This is a genomic window from Virgibacillus ndiopensis (assembly GCF_900187325.1).
GTDB classification, from domain to species: domain Bacteria; phylum Bacillota; class Bacilli; order Bacillales; family Amphibacillaceae; genus Virgibacillus_E; species Virgibacillus_E ndiopensis.
The window spans coordinates 1,145,168-1,162,308 of the sequence record NZ_FZMZ01000006.1 but is presented as its reverse complement, the minus strand read 5'-3'; the positions used below and the strand labels follow the sequence as shown (position 1 = coordinate 1,162,308).

General features: G+C 35.3%; 17 protein-coding genes. 3 read left to right on the top strand and 14 right to left on the bottom strand.

Annotated features, from left to right (window positions below; genetic code table 11):
- Positions 1-26 precede the first annotated feature (26 nt).
- From CS937_RS17910 to CS937_RS17850, 13 genes are all read right to left on the bottom strand, one after another.
- On the bottom strand, positions 27-920 hold the full coding sequence (locus tag CS937_RS17910; protein WP_099159830.1) for a carbohydrate ABC transporter permease: 894 nt from the start codon (positions 918-920) through the stop codon (positions 27-29).
- A 283-nt stretch (positions 921-1,203) separates the two neighbouring features.
- Positions 1,204-2,523, bottom strand: a complete 1,320-nt coding sequence (locus tag CS937_RS17905; RefSeq protein WP_425445488.1) for an ABC transporter substrate-binding protein — start codon at positions 2,521-2,523, stop codon at positions 1,204-1,206.
- A gap of 136 nt (positions 2,524-2,659) precedes the next feature.
- Positions 2,660-3,565, bottom strand: coding sequence for an N-acetylmuramic acid 6-phosphate etherase (murQ, locus tag CS937_RS17900; RefSeq protein WP_281251920.1), 906 nt, complete (start codon positions 3,563-3,565; stop codon positions 2,660-2,662).
- Positions 3,566-3,801: 236 nt separating this feature from the next.
- Positions 3,802-4,680: a MurR/RpiR family transcriptional regulator gene (locus CS937_RS17895; RefSeq protein WP_099159828.1), complete on the bottom strand. Its 879-nt coding sequence runs from the start codon at positions 4,678-4,680 to the stop codon at positions 3,802-3,804.
- Positions 4,681-4,710: 30 nt separating this feature from the next.
- On the bottom strand, positions 4,711-5,673 hold the full coding sequence (locus CS937_RS17890) for an N-acetylglucosamine kinase (protein ID WP_099159827.1): 963 nt from the start codon (positions 5,671-5,673) through the stop codon (positions 4,711-4,713).
- Between the two features lie 84 nt (positions 5,674-5,757).
- Complete coding sequence (locus tag CS937_RS17885) at positions 5,758-6,741, bottom strand: ABC transporter ATP-binding protein (RefSeq protein WP_099159826.1); 984 nt, start codon at positions 6,739-6,741, stop codon at positions 5,758-5,760.
- The gene (locus tag CS937_RS17880) at positions 6,707-7,726 is read right to left on the bottom strand and encodes an ABC transporter ATP-binding protein (RefSeq protein WP_342748229.1); all 1,020 of its coding nucleotides are present in this window, start codon (positions 7,724-7,726) and stop codon (positions 6,707-6,709) included. The genes CS937_RS17885 and CS937_RS17880 overlap by 35 nt, the downstream gene beginning before the upstream one ends.
- Positions 7,726-8,931 (bottom strand): anhydro-N-acetylmuramic acid kinase, encoded by a 1,206-nt coding sequence (locus CS937_RS17875; protein WP_099159824.1) that lies wholly within the window; start codon positions 8,929-8,931, stop codon positions 7,726-7,728. The genes CS937_RS17880 and CS937_RS17875 overlap by 1 nt, the downstream gene beginning before the upstream one ends.
- A 30-nt stretch (positions 8,932-8,961) precedes the next feature.
- Entirely contained in the window at positions 8,962-9,789 is an 828-nt protein-coding gene (locus tag CS937_RS17870; protein ID WP_099159823.1) for an ABC transporter permease, read from the bottom strand.
- Positions 9,790-9,823: 34 nt separating this feature from the next.
- Positions 9,824-10,768 carry an ABC transporter permease gene (locus CS937_RS17865; protein ID WP_099159822.1) on the bottom strand — a complete coding sequence of 315 codons (945 nt, stop codon included), beginning with the start codon at positions 10,766-10,768 and terminating at the stop codon, positions 9,824-9,826.
- A gap of 58 nt (positions 10,769-10,826) precedes the next feature.
- Complete coding sequence (locus CS937_RS17860) at positions 10,827-12,368, bottom strand: ABC transporter substrate-binding protein (RefSeq protein ID WP_099159821.1); 1,542 nt, start codon at positions 12,366-12,368, stop codon at positions 10,827-10,829.
- Between the two features lie 17 nt (positions 12,369-12,385).
- On the bottom strand, positions 12,386-13,450 hold the full coding sequence (locus CS937_RS17855) for a serine hydrolase domain-containing protein (protein ID WP_176555879.1): 1,065 nt from the start codon (positions 13,448-13,450) through the stop codon (positions 12,386-12,388).
- Between the two features lie 13 nt (positions 13,451-13,463).
- Positions 13,464-14,309 (bottom strand): MurR/RpiR family transcriptional regulator, encoded by an 846-nt coding sequence (locus CS937_RS17850; RefSeq protein ID WP_099159819.1) that lies wholly within the window; start codon positions 14,307-14,309, stop codon positions 13,464-13,466.
- 385 nt (positions 14,310-14,694) lie between these two features.
- Between CS937_RS17850 and CS937_RS17845 the strand changes: the two genes are divergently transcribed.
- A complete protein-coding gene (locus CS937_RS17845) occupies positions 14,695-15,648 on the top strand; it encodes an ROK family glucokinase (protein WP_099159818.1) in 954 nt (317 codons plus the stop codon).
- Positions 15,649-15,681: 33 nt separating this feature from the next.
- Here CS937_RS17845 and CS937_RS17840 read toward each other — a convergent pair whose 3' ends face one another.
- Entirely contained in the window at positions 15,682-16,143 is a 462-nt protein-coding gene (locus CS937_RS17840; RefSeq protein WP_099159817.1) for a flavodoxin, read from the bottom strand.
- 218 nt (positions 16,144-16,361) lie between these two features.
- On the opposite strand from CS937_RS17840, the gene CS937_RS17835 reads away from it, so the two are divergent.
- On the top strand, positions 16,362-16,790 hold the full coding sequence (locus CS937_RS17835) for a YmaF family protein (protein ID WP_099159816.1): 429 nt from the start codon (positions 16,362-16,364) through the stop codon (positions 16,788-16,790).
- Positions 16,791-16,924: 134 nt separating this feature from the next.
- Positions 16,925-17,077, top strand: a complete 153-nt coding sequence (locus CS937_RS19580; RefSeq protein WP_176555878.1) for a hypothetical protein — start codon at positions 16,925-16,927, stop codon at positions 17,075-17,077.
- Positions 17,078-17,141: the final 64 nt, after the last annotated feature.

The window sequence follows — 17,141 nt, the reverse complement described above, 5'->3', positions numbered from 1 at the left end:
ACCTTTCGATTCTTTTAGACAACCGATTAATATTCAACCTTATCTCTTCGCATAAAGAATTGTAAGATTAATACGGTTATTAATGAAAGAATCAAAATCATTACACCAATGGTTGCACCATACCCAAAGTTATATTGCTTAAATGCTTGTTGATAGAGGTATGAACCCATAACATGTGTGGAGTTATTTGGTCCACCGCCCGTCATGATTTGTACAATAATAAATGAACCATTTAGCGTGGTAATGACGATATAAAGGACGGAAATTTTTATTTGTGGCCAAACAAGTGGTAAGGTTACCTTCCAGAATTGCTGCCATTCATTCGCCCCATCGATCTCGGCTGCTTCATAATAGCTTTTCGATACGTTCGCTATACCACCCATCAGCATTAGCATAAATAATCCGATACCTGCCCATATAGATGGTAAAACGAGACTTGGCAATGCCCATTTCTCATCACCCAGCCATGGCTTGGCCCAACTTTCTAACCCTAGAAACTCCAAACCTGAATTAATAAAGCCCATGCTTGGGTTATAAATAAATGTCCACAATATACCAATAACTACAACTGACATAATGTTGGGGAAAAAAAAGATAATCCGATAGAATGGTGCTTCTTTTATCTTTAGCTGTGTTAAGGCTACAGCAAAAAACATTGCTAGAATCATAATTCCAATAACCTTTGTAACTACTAAAAAGTAGTCATGAATAATCGTATCGGCGATTATTGCATCATTAAATAAATGTATGTAATTATCAATACCAATAAATTCTTTATTTTCTGCTGACCCTGACCAATCGAAAAACGAATAGTACAAACCACTAAACAAAGGATAAAGGGTAAAAATAGCAAACATAATAAAGGTAGGAAGTAAACAAAAAGCTAGAAATAGATATTTTTGCTTCTTAGACTGTACCATCCAATCACCTTTCTTAGAACAAAAGCGGAAGCGCCCGGTAAGCGACGTATGGACTGGACTGCCCCGTATGAGATAAAGGAAACACGATGAGCGTAAGCGAATCGATGTTGACTTATCGTAAGGAGGGGAAAGAAGTCCAATAGTCGTTGGGCGCTGGAGCTGGACGCTGCTTATCCTGCTATCCAGTTACAACTTTGTTCAAAATTTATACTTTCTTGTTAAATAAATGGTATGGAATTAAGAGGCACATATACGCGCCCCTATATTCCATACCGCACATCAATTACTTACTGTTACGATATTGTTCTGCAGCTTTTTCTGCTTCTTTCACAAATTCTTCTGCGGAAATATTACCTAGCATCAATGAAACGAGTGAATTGCTAATTGGTGTTTCAAGATCCGCACTCATTGGATGTGGCTTATTATAAATTTGTACCTGTTCAGGGTCATTAATCATTGCATTTGCATCGATTAAATATTCAGGTACATTTTCATTAGTTGAAAGATCCACACCAGTTAAGTTCATAATTGCTCCAGTATGCTCTGAGAACAATGATGCATATTCTTTTGTGAAGACAAATTCTACAAATGCTTTAGCCGCTTCAGGATTTTCCGCTTCTTTTGCAATTGCAAGTGGGCGTAAATCTGGAACGATAGCACCTGGTTCACCTGCATTATTCATCGGTGATGGAATGAATCCATATTTGAAGTCTTCAGGTGTATCTTTTGCCATTTCATTTGGTAGCCAGAACCCTACAGGAATAAATGCATTGTCATGAAGTAAGAAGTTCATTTGAGATTGCGTATGGTTCAATGCACCAAATCCTTCATCAATATAGCCAGCTTTTTGCATTTCTTCTACTTTTTTCATAACTTCTAACACTGCGTCACTAGACCAAGCTCCTTCAGCACCGTCTATAACATTAGCAAGTAATTCCTCGCCACCTGCTGCTGCAAAGGCTGGATAAAGTACTCCTCGTAAGAAGTAGTATGGATATTGTCCAGTTGTGACAAATGGAGCAATGTCTTCTCCTTCTTTTATCTCACCCATTGTACTCATAAAGCTTTCAAAGTCTTTTGGAGCTTCATATCCTTTTTCCTCGAATAAAGCCTTATCATACCAAGTACCCCATGTATCAAATACCAATGGCAAGCTGTAGATCTTACCATCATCATACTGAGCAGGTTCCACTATAAAACTATCCATTAATGGAGTTCCATCTTCTAATTTCACACCTTTAATCCATTCCGTTAGATCCATCAGTTGACCATCTTCAACCATTTGCGTTTCACTTGATCCAGCACCATCAATATAAACTACATCAGGTGGATCCGCTGAAACCCAGCGAGAACGCATTTCTTCGTTAATATTAGGACCAGCATGTTCAATGATATTTACATCAGGATATTTTTCCTTGAAATCACCGATGACCTCTTTCCACCAAGAATCACCATAACCACCTACGAAATACTGAATTTCAAGGTCTCCTGAAATTTCACCATCACTGCTTCCGTTGTCCGTAGTTTCCTCGCCCTTTGCTTCACCGTCTTTATCTTTATCATCGTCTGATGAGCACGCTGCAACTAATGCTAGCATTAGCATCGCAACCAACAGAAACAATAAACGGCCATTAAATAATTTCTTCACCATATTTGCCCCCTTTGATTTTTATTAATATATATGAAACACATCAACAGTTCATGTGACTATTGATGGGGTTTCTAAAATAACTATTTAACTATTTCAACAAATCAATTGCTTTTCTCACATAGCCATTGCTTTGCTTTATAGCCTCTCTTGCTTCGTTTAAGGTAACTTCAGCTTCTATCATCACAATGGCTGGTTTTACCTCATTGTTTGTGAGACCAAGTACGCGTTCAGCTTCGTGATATGATGCATTTGTAACTTCCATAATAGTTCGTTTTGCTCGTTCCATTAGCTTAAAATTACTAGCATGTACATCAACCATAAGGTTTTCATGCACTTTTCCCAGTTTTACCATCGTTGTTGTACTGATCATATTGAGAATCATTTTATGTGCAGTAGCGGCTTTCATTCGAGTTGAACCTGTCAAAACTTCGGGTCCAACAACAACTTCTATCTCACAATCTGCAAAACTACTAATCAATGAATTTTCATTACATGATAATGAAATAGCGTAAGCGCCAAGCTCATGTGCATATTTTAACGCACCAATCGGATATGGTGTTCGCCCACTTGCAGTTATGCCAACAACAATATCATTCTTAGACAAGTTTCTAGCTTCTAAATCTGCTGCACCTTGTTCTTCATTATCCTCGGACCCCTCAACAGCATTAAAGAAAGCACCAGTCCCTCCCGCCATAACAGTCTGCACCATTTCAGGAGAAGTCATAAATGTTGGAGGACATTCGGAAGCATCAATGACACCTAGTCGTCCACTAGTTCCTGCACCAACATAAAATAGTCGTCCACCATTTGCCAATGCATTGGTAATATGTTTGACAGCAATTTCAACTTTAGGTAAAACTGCTTCAACAGCTAGTGCTACTTTTTTATCTTCCTCATTAATCGTCTTTAAAATATCATTTGTTGACATCTCATCTAAATGCATACTTTTTGGATTTCGTTGTTCGGTAGTTAAGCTTGATAAATTCATCAGCATGGTATTCTCCTTATCTAAGTAAATCAGTATTTAAATATTCGGTTTTTTAAAGATAAAGATATAATAAGCACTTGTTCCTCTTATGTATTATTTCTATATTACTCTTTATAAATAAAACGCTTTCATATAGTTGTTTTCATTATAGTCTTAGTGAATTTTTTTGTCAACGAATCATTAAAAAACAGTAATAAAATTTCAATTTACATACATTTTTACTAAGAAGTTTTAAAAACAAGTTACTGTCGTTTTCCATTAAATTTTTTATCTCTTAAAAACGAGACAGCTTCTCTTGTCTGATCTAAGTGTTTTACGGTCTCCTCATATTCTTCAGAAGCTAAACACATAAATAAAATATCAATAACATGTAGCTGAGCAATACGTGAAGAGGTTGCCCCACTCCTAAATGTTGCTTCTCTTGCCGCTGATGTATGTAGTAGGATATCAGAAAAATCACTCACTTCTGAGTTACCGTACTTTGTTATACCTATAGTTGTTGATTGCTTTTGTTTTGCAAGACGTAATAATTTCGCGACTTCCTTGGTATTGCCTGAAAAAGAAATCCCAACAATAACATCATCATTACCTTTGTTTGCAATGGAGGTAGCCGCTAAATGAACATCCGAAAATGACTGTACATTTTTATCAATTCGTAAAAACTTTTGTTCCGCATCCTTTGCCGCAATATTTGAAGCACCAAAGCCTATAAAAATAATTGACTTTGCTTTGGAAAGTTTTTTTACAGCTTTTCTAAGGTTTCCCTCACTCATTATATCTACTGTTTCTTGAAGCGTTTGAATCGTATTAGATGTAACCTTATCAATAATACTTTTATAGGATTCGTTTGATTCAATGTCACGATAACCTTTGACATCTTCTGCCTGCATATCTCCTGCAACCCGGATCTTTAATTCCTGAAAGCCATTAAATCCTAAGGACTTACAAAGCCTTATGACCGCTGCACTACTTGTTTGACTTTTTTCTCCTAACATTACCGCCGTTAATAGTATAGACTCCTCTGGATTATTTAAAATATACTGGGCTATTTTTTGCTCTGATGGGGGTAGGCTAGTTACCATTTCCTTCAAAATTACAAGCCCACCTTTTGTATAAGACACCTTTATCACCTACTTAACAGTTTCAATTGATTAGATTGTTTTCGCAATAGCTTCTATTATTTTTGAATTTGGTTTGAAATGTTGCATGATATACGCTCCTATTATTGAACCCCCAACTGGAGACATTATCGGAATAGTTATCTTCATATTACCATATTGTAATTTGTTCGTAATTAATGGTGGTAATACATCATTATCATTAAAAACACCACCGCATAATACAACAATGACTTCTTCATTAGGTTGAAAAAGTTTACTATATAAAGTTTTAATACTTAGCTCTAATTCTTCTACAACGTCATATAATAACTCTTTTGCAACTATATCATTTTGCTTATATGCTTCAAATACAACTTTTGAAAGTGGTGCTATCTCTACTTTAGGGATTCGTGAAGCATATATTTTTTCTATTATTTCTCGAGGATTTTTTACATCAAAATAGGTATATAGCTTATTTAACAAAGTCGTTTCAATTCCCCGTCCGTCATAGTATTTAAGAGCGGCAATCACCGCACGACGCCCTATATCATATCCGCTACCCTCGTCCCCAAATAAATATCCCCATCCACCGATCCGATCATGTTTTGACTCATTATTTACACCATAAGTTATGGCACCAGTTCCTGCAATTTGAACAATTCCCGGTCCACCGTATGTTCCGCTATATAGTGCGTTAATCGTATCTATTTCAACACCTATATTGGAAATGTGAGGTACAGCTTCTTGTATCATACCTTTTAAAATATGTTTAGATCTTTTGCTACCAGCTCCAGACATACCTGCAAATAACGTATTTACATTCTCGTATGGTATAGGGACTTGTTTTCTTAGTTCATTCATTAGTTCTTTAAACGTTTGCTTGATTTTACTTATTGGCATCACATTAGGATTAGTGGGACCTGCTTGAGACTTCGCAACAACAAACCCATTCATGTCTGCAATAACCGCAATTGTTTTTGTTCCACCGCCATCAATCCCCATTACATATTCCATATATTTATTCATCCTTCATGTTAACAATGATTAATTTCAACTAATACAGTTTATTTCTTATATGAGTATGGTATTGACCTAAAATTAATTTATTTCGTTATATAAATGGCACGCTACCCAATGATTATCTTTTACTTCTTGGTACATCGGCTCTTCTACTTTACACCGTTCATGCGCCATTGGACACCTAAGTCTAAATGGACATCCTGATGGCGGATTTGATGGATCTGGTACGTCGCCTTGTAGAATAATGCGTTCTTTTTTCTCAGTAGGATCACTCGAAGGTATCGCCGATAGCAGAGACTTTGTGTACGGATGTAATGGATCACTATAAAGCTCCTCCGTTTTCGCCATTTCCATCATTTGTCCAAGATACATCACACCAACTCGATCACTAACATGTCGAACAACGTTTAAATCATGTGATATAAATAGATAAGTTAGTTTTAATTCTTCCTGAAGCTCGATTAACAAATTCAATATTTGCGCTTGAATAGAAACGTCTAAAGCGGATACTGCTTCATCAAGTATAACTACTTTTGGATTTAAAACTAAAGCCCTTGCAATACCAATTCGTTGACGTTGTCCCCCACTAAACTCATGTGGATGCCGATTAATCTGTTCTTTAGCTAGTCCTACTTTATCAGCGATAGCTATAATTCGTTCTTCTGCTTCCTTTTTTGTACAAATATTATGCGTAAGCAGTGGTTCCATTAGTAATTTTTTTACTGTCATTCTTGGATTCAACGAACTATATGGATCTTGAAAAATCATCTGAAGATCTTTACGAAGTTTTCGAAAATCTCTTGTCGAATAATTCAATATATTTTTGCCATTGTATAGAATTTCGCCTGATGTTGGTTCATGCAAACGTAAAATGGAACGACCTGTGGTAGACTTTCCACAACCACTTTCACCCACGAGAGAAAACGTTTCCTCCTCATTTATTTCAAAACTAATCCCGTCAACAGCACGTACAAAATTCTTGGGCCTTTTTAATACTCCTGACTTTTGAGGGAAGTACTTTTTTAAATTATTTACTTTCAATAGTATGTTGGTAGTGCTCATTATTTTTCTTCCCCCCATCTTTGTATAACCAACATTTACTTTTATGATCATCATTAATCACAAATTGAGGTGGATCCTGCTTACGACAAATATCCATCACATGTGAGCACCTCGATGCAAAACGGCACCCAGATTCATTTAATTGTGCTGGTGTTGGTACATTTCCGGGGATAGAATATAATTTTTTCGTACGATCACCTAACGATTTTACAGAGTCTAACAATCCAACTGAATAAGGGTGTGTTGGATTCTTAAATAATTCTTGAACGCTCGCTTCTTCAACTAATGTCCCTGCATACATTACTGCCACTCGTTCACATGTTTCAGCAATTACACCTAAATCGTGTGTAATCATTAGAATAGAAGTATCATAGTCTTCCGTTAACGCATTCATTAAATCAAGAATTTGCGCTTGAATAGTTACATCTAGCGCTGTTGTCGGTTCATCCGCTATTAACAGCTTTGGTTTACAAATTAAAGCCATAGCAATCATAACTCGTTGTCGCATTCCACCAGAAAGCTGGTGAGGGTAACTTTTCAATATTTGCTTTGGCCGTGAAAACCCAACCTTATCAAGCATGTCGATTATCAACTGCTTCATTTCTTTTTTTGTGTATTTTTCATGAAACTTTAGTACTTCTGAAATCTGATGTTCTATTGTAAATAACGGATCTAATGCAGTCATCGGTTCTTGAAATATGATTGAAATTTCATTACCTCGAATGTTCAACATTTCTTTTTTTGATAGTTTGGTTAGATTAATAGTTTGATCAAGCATTATGTGACCATTACTTACATGTAAAACATCTGGCAACAAATTTAATATGGACAAAGATGTTAGACTTTTACCACTGCCTGACTCACCAACTATTCCATACTTTTGTTTTTTATCTATACGTAAAGATAAATTATTTACAACGTTAAATTCTTGCTTATCGATTGTTACGTCAACTGATAAGTCTTTTATATCCAATAATGTGCTCATCATTCAACTCTCCTCAAAGAATCTAGCCGCTCGAGTGCATCGGGATGTGTATAGGCTGTTTTTCCCATAATAACTTCCTTATACGCACCAGTTGCAGTCGGAATTTGATTATACTTACCTTTGATACACTGATATCCTAGCACGGCAAATGCCATTGCCTCTTTTAAATCACTCGAAATTCCAAAATCCTCATGTCTATATACATTCATATTTGGTAAATGATGTTTCAAACGTCCAATCAAATACGGGTTATAGCTACCTCCACCTCCTACAATCACTTCATCAATCACATACCCTTTTTCTTCCAAAAAGTGTTTATAGCTATATGCAATTGATAAAGCAGTCCATTCACTAATTGTAGAAACTAAATCTTCAGATGATAGATTTCCATATTCTTCAAAAATAGTATCAACAAACCGTCTACCAAATAGTTCTCGTCCAGTTGTTTTTGGTGGTGTTATGTTAAAATATTTATTACTCATCAGTTTTTCTAATAGTTGTTGATTTATCCGTCCTTTTTTTGCTATTTCACCATCTTTATCATAGGTTAGTTCGCCATTAGTAATACGAAAAACAACTTCATCAATAACCATATTTCCAGGACCTGTGTCAAAAGATTGTGTTACATCACTCGAACTGTTTTTAGGTACATAGGTTACATTCCCAATTCCACCTATATTTTGTATCGCTCGTGATTTATTAGGATTATTAAATAATAAATAGTCAACAAATGAAACAAGTGGGGCACCTTGGCCATTTGCCGCCATATCCGCTGTACGAAAATCACCAACTACTGCAATACCAGTGGCTTCAGATAACATAGAGATATCTCCTATTTGCAATGTACCTGCAACATCAAATTCATTCTTACCCTGAAAGGGCTGATGATAGATAGTTTGTCCATGTGAACTTATGAAATGGACGTCTTCATTTGATAAATTTGCTTTTTTTACTAGTTCATTTACAATATCACCAAATTCTTTTCCTAAATACATATTCATAGAAGAAATTTTGGGTAATGTCGCTGTTTCAGGGGAGCATATGTCCATTATTTCCATCCGTACTTTATCTGAATATTGCCTAGTTAACGATTCAATAATCTTTACATCAACATTTCCGCCCATTCCATCGATCTCAACCAATACCGCATCAATTCCATCTAACGAGGTACCTGACATCAACCCAATACCTAATGCTTTTCCCATACTTTTTTCACCTCAACTTATAAAAGATCCTTACTTTAGCTTCGGATCTAAGATATCTCTTAAACTATCACCAAATAGATTGAAACAGAAAATAGTAAATACGATTGCACCAGTTGGGAATAAAATAGTCCATGGCGCAAACTCCATGTATGCACGACTTGAATCTAGCATTACACCCCATGATGGATCTGGTGGCTGCACGCCTAATCCTAAGAAACTTAATGCCGCTTCTGTAAGTATTGCACCCGACAACCCCAGTGTTATCTGCACAATAAAAGGTGCCATAATGTTAGGGGTTATATGTTTAAAAATAATCTTAATAGGAGAAACTCCTATCGCAACAGCGTTTGTTATATATTCATTTTCTTTTACTCCGATAACTGTTCCACGCACAATTCTAGTAAAGACTGGAGTAAACACGATTCCGATAGCAATCATCGTATTTGTAACGCTTGGCCCAAGAACAGCTACAATAGTTAATGCTAAAAGAATATCTGGAAATGCAAAAAAAACATCCATAATTCGCATAATGATTTGATCGACCTTACCTTGCAAATAACCGGCTATTAAACCGAAAAACAACCCGCCTGTTGCACCTATTCCAACCGCTATTAATCCTACTTTCAATGAAACTTGTGCCCCATAAACTATTCTAGAGAAGATATCCCTTCCAAATTCATCAGTACCAAAAATAAATTGGCCACTTGGTCCTTCCATTGTATGTTTCGTAAACATTTGTTCAGGACTATATGGTGCTATGATCGGTGCTAACAACCCAATTACAACAACTACTAAAACACCGATACAACCTACTAGCCCTACTTTATCTTGCCTTAAACGCTTAATAAACTGTCTCATGGAATCACTCTTTCTAAATTCTCTATCTGAAATCTTATTTGTAACTTATTCTTGGATCTAAATAAGAATAAAGAATATCAACTAGTAAATTTATCATTACAAACACAAATGCTATAAATAGTACTGCACCTTGCACGACGATGAAATCTCGTTGTGTTATGGAAGTAAGCACTAATTGGCCTAAACCTGGTAATGAAAATATCTGTTCAATGATGACAGTTCCACCAAGTAATGTTCCAATCTGCAATCCTATAATGGTTAAAATAGGTATCATTGCATTTCTTAATGCATGCTGAAAAATAACAATCCGTTCCTTTGCCCCTTTAGCTCTTATAGTACGAATAAAGTCCTGACGTAAAATTTCTAAAATAGATGATCTCGTCATCCTCATTACAGCACCAGCCATCGAAGTACCCAGAACAACTGCTGGTATAATCATGATTTCTAAATTCTTCAATGGATCTGCAAAAAAACCTACATAACCTACAGGTGGACTATATGAAAATGCCAATGCCAAAATTAAAATGATTACTGTTGCCAGCGCAAAATTGGGAACAGATACACCTAAAAGTGATATAATCCTTACACCAAAATCGACATTACTATTTCGTTTCATTGCAGCTATAATCCCTAATGGAATAGCAATAAACCATGATATAAGTGCAGACAAAAATGTTAACTCAAATGTTAATTTAAATCGATTTAAAATATCTGGTAATACTTCTTGCCCTGTTCGCATTGATTCACCAAAATCACCAGTTAATACACCGCCAATCCAATTAAAGTACTGTTCGTATAATGGTAAATTCAATCCAAAATCCTTTCGAAGCTGTTCTAAAGCTTCTGGTGTTGCATCTGTTCCTAAAATTGTCATAGCAACATCACCTGGGACGATACGCATAACGATGAAAATAAATATAGATACTCCAAAAAGAACTGGAAATAGCATCAAAATTCGTCTAATTATATATGTATACATCAATATTCACCCTTAATAAGAGAATAGAAAGTGCCACTAAAAAGTAGCACTTCTACTATTATTTTTTATACACTTCATCAATATCTTCACCATTATGGGGATATGGTGTATAACCTTCCACACCATCTCTTACTGCAACATAATTTTTAGGAGAAACTAAAAATAAGTTAGGTGATAAGTTAAGTAATTTTTTTTGTGCCTCTACATAAATTTCTTTCCGTTTCTCTTGATCTACGGTACTTTTTCCTTTTTCAACAATCGCATCATATTCACTATTAGAAAAATTCCAGACATTAGCCGATCCATCCGTATGGAAGAAATAATTCATTGCACGGTCTGGATCTGTACCTGAGCCATTTCTTCCCACTAAAATATCTGCCGATGTGTTTGACCAGGTATCTATATACTCACCCCACTCAATTTGCTGAATTTCCGTATCAACACCAATTTCTTTCCACTGTTGTTGTAATAATTGTGCTGTATCGACCATATCAGCATAAGTAGACGCAGTAGTAATTACTGTAGAAAATCCGTCTGGATAACCAGCCTCAGCTAATAGTTCTTTCGCTTTTTCTAGATTACGCTGATACAATTCTTCTTTTTCTACATCAATTGCCCAATCTCCCATTGATGGTGCAATTGGACCAGAAATAATTGCATCCCCATCCCATACAATATCAGCAATACTTTGTCGATCTGTTGCCAAACTTAATGCCTGTCTAACTTTTGGATCATTGAAAGGTTCTTTTGCAACATTAAATCCGACATAACTATACTCCAATGATTGGTAACCCTTAACGTTTACAGCTTCTTGATCTTTTAAAAGTGATGCAGACTTTGCAGTTAGTGTCGTCAAATCGATTTCGCCTGTTCGAATCGCAGATAACCGAGCTGCTTCTTCTTTCATTGTATAGTAGACCACCTTATCTAACTTAGGTAATCCATCAATATAATAATCTTCATTTTTAACTAGGGTTACTGTACTATCTGGAACCCATTCTTTAAATTTAAATGGACCTGTTCCAACAGCCACCTGTTGTAAGTCCCCATTTTCTTCAACAACCTCTTTAGCCACGATAGCAGCACTTGAATTAGTTAGATTAGTTAAAAACGTTGCATTTGGTTCTGTTAATTCAAACTTAATTTGGTAATCCCCTAATACTTCAATATTTTTTACATTTGAAAAATAGGATGCTATATGTGATGCTGTTTCTTTATTTAAAATTCGTTCAAAACTATATTTAACATCTTCAGCTGTCATTTCACGTCCATTGTGAAATTTAACACCTTCAACCAAGTTAAATATATAAGTCGTATCATTTGGTTGTTCCCAATCTTTGGCTAACTGCCCAACAATTTTCATATTCTCATCAAAGGTCACTAACCCCTCATAAACCTTTGAATACACTCTAACTGAAGAATGTGCAGGGGTTTTATGTGGATCTAAACCTGCTGGCTCCTGATCATTAGCTATTTTAAGTACTTGTTCTACGCTAGAATCTCCCGCATTTTCTTCTGTTGAAGCACTATCATCTGAGCAAGCTGTTGCTACCAAAGTTACAATAAGTAATAAAAAAAACAAAAAATGTTTTTTAAACATAATAAATCCCCTTTGTTTTAAGATATTTGCTTTAAAATCTCTTTAAAAATCTCTCTGCGAAATGGATTGATATTTTGTGGATTATCCACATGCAATCGGTTTGTCAGTAAACCAACTGCAATTTTTCTCTTTGGTTCAATCCATATTGCGGTTCCTGTAAAACCTGTATGTCCAAATCCATTCGGATAAATTTCAGAGGCCTCCCAACCCAATCCTCTATTTTCAACTTGCCTTCTTAACGATTCGGCTATTAATTCTTTTGAGATAATTTCTTCTCCCTCAAATATTCCCTCCTTCAAATACAATTCTCCTATTGAAACTATATCTTTAACATTTGCAAACAATCCTGCATGACCTGACTCTCCCTTAAAAAAATAGTATGTATTACCATCGTTAACCTCCCCCACTATAGGTTTCTTCTCATCACGCCAACCAGTGAAATGAAAATTTCGATCAAGACACATTTTCTTTTCGATTTTGTTACCAAATTCTGTTGCAGCAATGCCTTTTTTATATTTGGGGTTATATGTAAGCGTATGTAATTTCAACGGCCTTGCTAGATCATTATGAATTATTTCCTGTAAACTACTATCAAAGTAACACTTAATAACTTCACCAAGTAATATGAAATTCAAATCACTATACACAACTCTATTTTCTGATTTATGTCTTACTTCTATATTATTAAATATATTATAAATATTATTAGATTCTTGACTATGTGAATAAAAAGAGTGCCATGATTTCAACCCACTACTATGAGTTAAAAGTTGTTTAATTGTAATAGGAGCTAATTCATGATTTGTCGATACATCCGGCAAACAGTTCTCTAATTTTGTAGACAAAGACAACTTATTTTCCGTTATCATTTTTAAAATAATGGTAGTAGTAACAATTTTAGTGACACTTGCCAGATCAAAAATAGTATTATTATTACAGGGTATATTTTCAATCCTATTGGATGTTCCGTATGCTTTGTGAAAAACCTTTTTACCATCAATAGAGATGTAACAAACTCCACCTGAAAAATAGTTTTCATTTATATATCTATTAAAAATACTGTTTATCTTGTTAAATACCACAATTATCACCACATTAAAACCTATTTTGGATAACTTCCCTTGTCTTATCTAAAAAGTCAACTGATTGTTCAAAATTTAAAGAAGCTAATCCAGTAAAGAGAATATCTATTATATTTAATTGAGCAATCCTTGATGCTGTAGCTCCACTTCGTATACTTTTTTCCAATGGCGATGCATATAAATTTATATCAGAAAGGCTTTGCACTTTATTAATTCCATACCCGGTAAGCGAAATGACTCCTGCTTGATTTTGTTTTGCAATTTTTATTGTATCAACAATTTCTTTTGTCTCTCCGGAATATGAAATTGCAATGACAACATCTCTAGCATTAAGGTGAACAGCTGATGTAAGTTGTGTATGACTGTCTGTAAGTGCTTCACACCACTTATTAATGCGCTTACATTTTTGTTCAAAGTCTAAGGCAACAATAGCTGAAGCGCCTACCCCTATAACGACTATTTTTCTCGCTTCATCTAAAAGGTTTATAGATGTTTCAATCTCTCTTTCTTCAATAATCGATAAGGTGTTTTTTATTGACCGAGAATTATTATGGGATACAAATTTTATTATTTGAGATATACTAGCTCCAGCAGAGATATCTTTATACCGATCTGTAACAATACTTTCTTCATTAAAAGATGCTGATAAACTTAGTTTTAACTCTCTATAACCTTGAATTTTCAACGATCTGCACATACGAATAATAGTTGCTTCACTTGTAGTTGTTTTTGATGCTAGTTGTGCAATTGGCATATTTAACACCTTTTTGGGATAACTTATTATGTATTCTGCAACTTTTTTCTCAGACGGTCTTAAAGAAGGAATCCCTTGACGTATACGTTCCATGCCATTGAACATTGGCTTCATCCTTTTGCTTCAAATTAAGAAGTTTTACTACTTATTTTGGAATAATTTATGTAGTTAAACTACATTTTAGTGTGTATTTATTATAAAGTCAATATAATATTCAGTAATTTTTAATAATTAAAAAGCTTTATATATAATAAAACTATCATCCTTGTATAGAAGCTACTATACAGAAATAACTTTACTAAGAGGAAAAAAGTCGAATCCATAAGATCTGACTCTACCATATATCCCTCAACCGAACATTTTCGTCCCACATACGGTTAAAGCCATATGAATCGCAAGTCTATTATATAAAGAATTAAATAATTCTCCCTTTTCCTAATATATTTGGTAAAATAAATACAATTACGTGTTATAAAGGAGTGAACACACAATGGATGATATTATTGTTGGCGTTGATATTGGTGGAACAACTAGTAAAATTGGTTTGATCGATAGAAACGGGATTATTTTACATAAGTGGGAAGTTCCAACAACAAAATCAGAAACTGGCATTTCAGTCGTTCATGATATATGGAATTCAGTTCAGGAAAAAATTAATGCTTATTCATTTAATAGAATACTAGGTGTTGGAGTGGGTGCTCCCGGCTTTATTGATGGAAATACAGGTCTAGTGTATGAAGCCGTAAATATTGGCTGGAAGAATTTCCAATTAGCAGAGCAATTTGAATCAATTGCAAACGTACCCGTATTTGTTGAAAATGATGCTAATATTGCCGTTCTCGGTGAAAACTGGAAAGGTGCTGGTAATCAAGCTGATAATCTAATTGCAGTAACCCTTGGTACCGGAGTTGGTGGTGGCATTATCGCTAAAGGAAACATCTTAAACGGTGTTAATGGTACTGCTGGTGAGATTGGTCATATTACCGTAGACCCTGATGGTTATCAGTGTAATTGTGGAAAAAAAGGGTGTTTGGAAACAATCACTTCCGCAACTGGTATTGCACGACAAGCGATGGACCAAATAGATCAAGATCCTACTAGTACCCTTGCAACCTATTATCGTCAAAACGACACATTGACAGCTAAAGATGTGTTTGATTTAGCAGGTAATGGTGATCTAATTAGTCAAGCTATAATTGAGCATACTGGTGATGTTCTTGGGTTTGCAATTGCCAACTTAGCAACAGTCATAAACCCTTCTAAGATTTTAATTGGAGGCGGTGTTTCTAAAGCAGGTGATCAATTCATATCCATCGTAAAAACGGCATTTACAAAATATGCCTTACCTCGAGTGAGTGAGGTTTGTGAACTTAAAGTAGCGCAACTTGGTAATGATGCAGGAATTATCGGGGCTGCCTATTTAGTTCAACAACATACAACGTAAAACATAAACAGGATTCGCATTAAGCTGCGAATCCTATTTATGATACTCGTTCACTTTTTTCAAAAAAACTTCTGCAAATTTCTGGCAGCGCTCTATATCTTTTTTATCCGGCTCAAGGTCAACCTTTATACCTTCACCACATAACCTGCCTCCACGCTCGATCACTCTTTCCTCCATCGTATCAACCGCACCACCGAAAGTATCATAGAATGAATCACATGATCCAAACACGCCAATAATTTTTCCTGATAATTTTACATCGTCCAATTCCTCATAAAAGTCTTCCACTTCATAAGGTAAATTACCTTCATCATAGGTATACGTGCCGATTAAAATACCGTCGTAATCTGTCATTTCCTGTACATCGATTGGGTCAAAATCGAATGACTTTATCACAATTTCATGCTTTGCCTCATTTATATAATCAAAAATAGCATCTGCCATCATTTCAGTATTTCCCGACATGCTTGCATACATCATTAGTATCTTAGCCATTATCCTCTTACACCTCTCTAAAAAGGTATCTTAATTCCATCATATTTACAGTGATAATAATTTTCAATTACAAACCTAAATTATCGATGAAATTATCATTTAGTTGTGACAAACTGTTGACAACTTTTTTCAAAGATAAGAAATGACCATGCACATCGAGAGAATATGGGCACATACCCTAGTAATGATCGAACTAAAATAACGAGGGAGTTGTCTTGATGTATTACAACAACACTAGTACATTTCATCCCGGATATCACAATATGGCCGGAAATCCATATTGGCAAAATACCTCACAGGACCAGCATGGATACATGTGGAATGAGGAAGTGCAAGAAGAAACACAATTACCAGGTGGAAAAAGACATACACACGCGCATTACGGTGCAACTTCTTGTAATGATGGGCATACACATTTACATCCAGGTGTAACAAGTGCACCAATTGAAACCCAGGAAGGTCACGTTCATGTTATTTATGGCAATACAACATTTGACGATGATCACATTCATTATTACGAAGCATACACAAGCCCACCAATACCATTACCAAATGGCTATCATACCCACTTTGCTGAGATAAGGACAACAGAAAACGATGGACACATCCATGTAATTAAAGGATTTGTCAGAGCATCAAAAGGTTAACACTTCTCAGAGTGGGATATATAGTCCTACTCTTTTTATTTTGTCCACGTTAATGCAAATTGTAAGTAAAATAGATATAATTGATTAATAGCGTGGAAAAGTCACTAAATACAATCACAAAGGAGTAAATAAACATGACTAAAGTCAAAATGAATGTCCAAACTGCTTATCACGGAGAATTGTTACGAGAAGGAAAAGAATATGAAATCGATGAAGCTACTGCTAAACGTTGGAACGCAAGTAAAATTGCCGAAATTCTAAGTATTGGGGATGAAGATCGTCCATAAAAAAATGGACTCTCCTATTCCTATACTCCAAATTAATCATCAATAATCAAAAAAAACCGCTTAC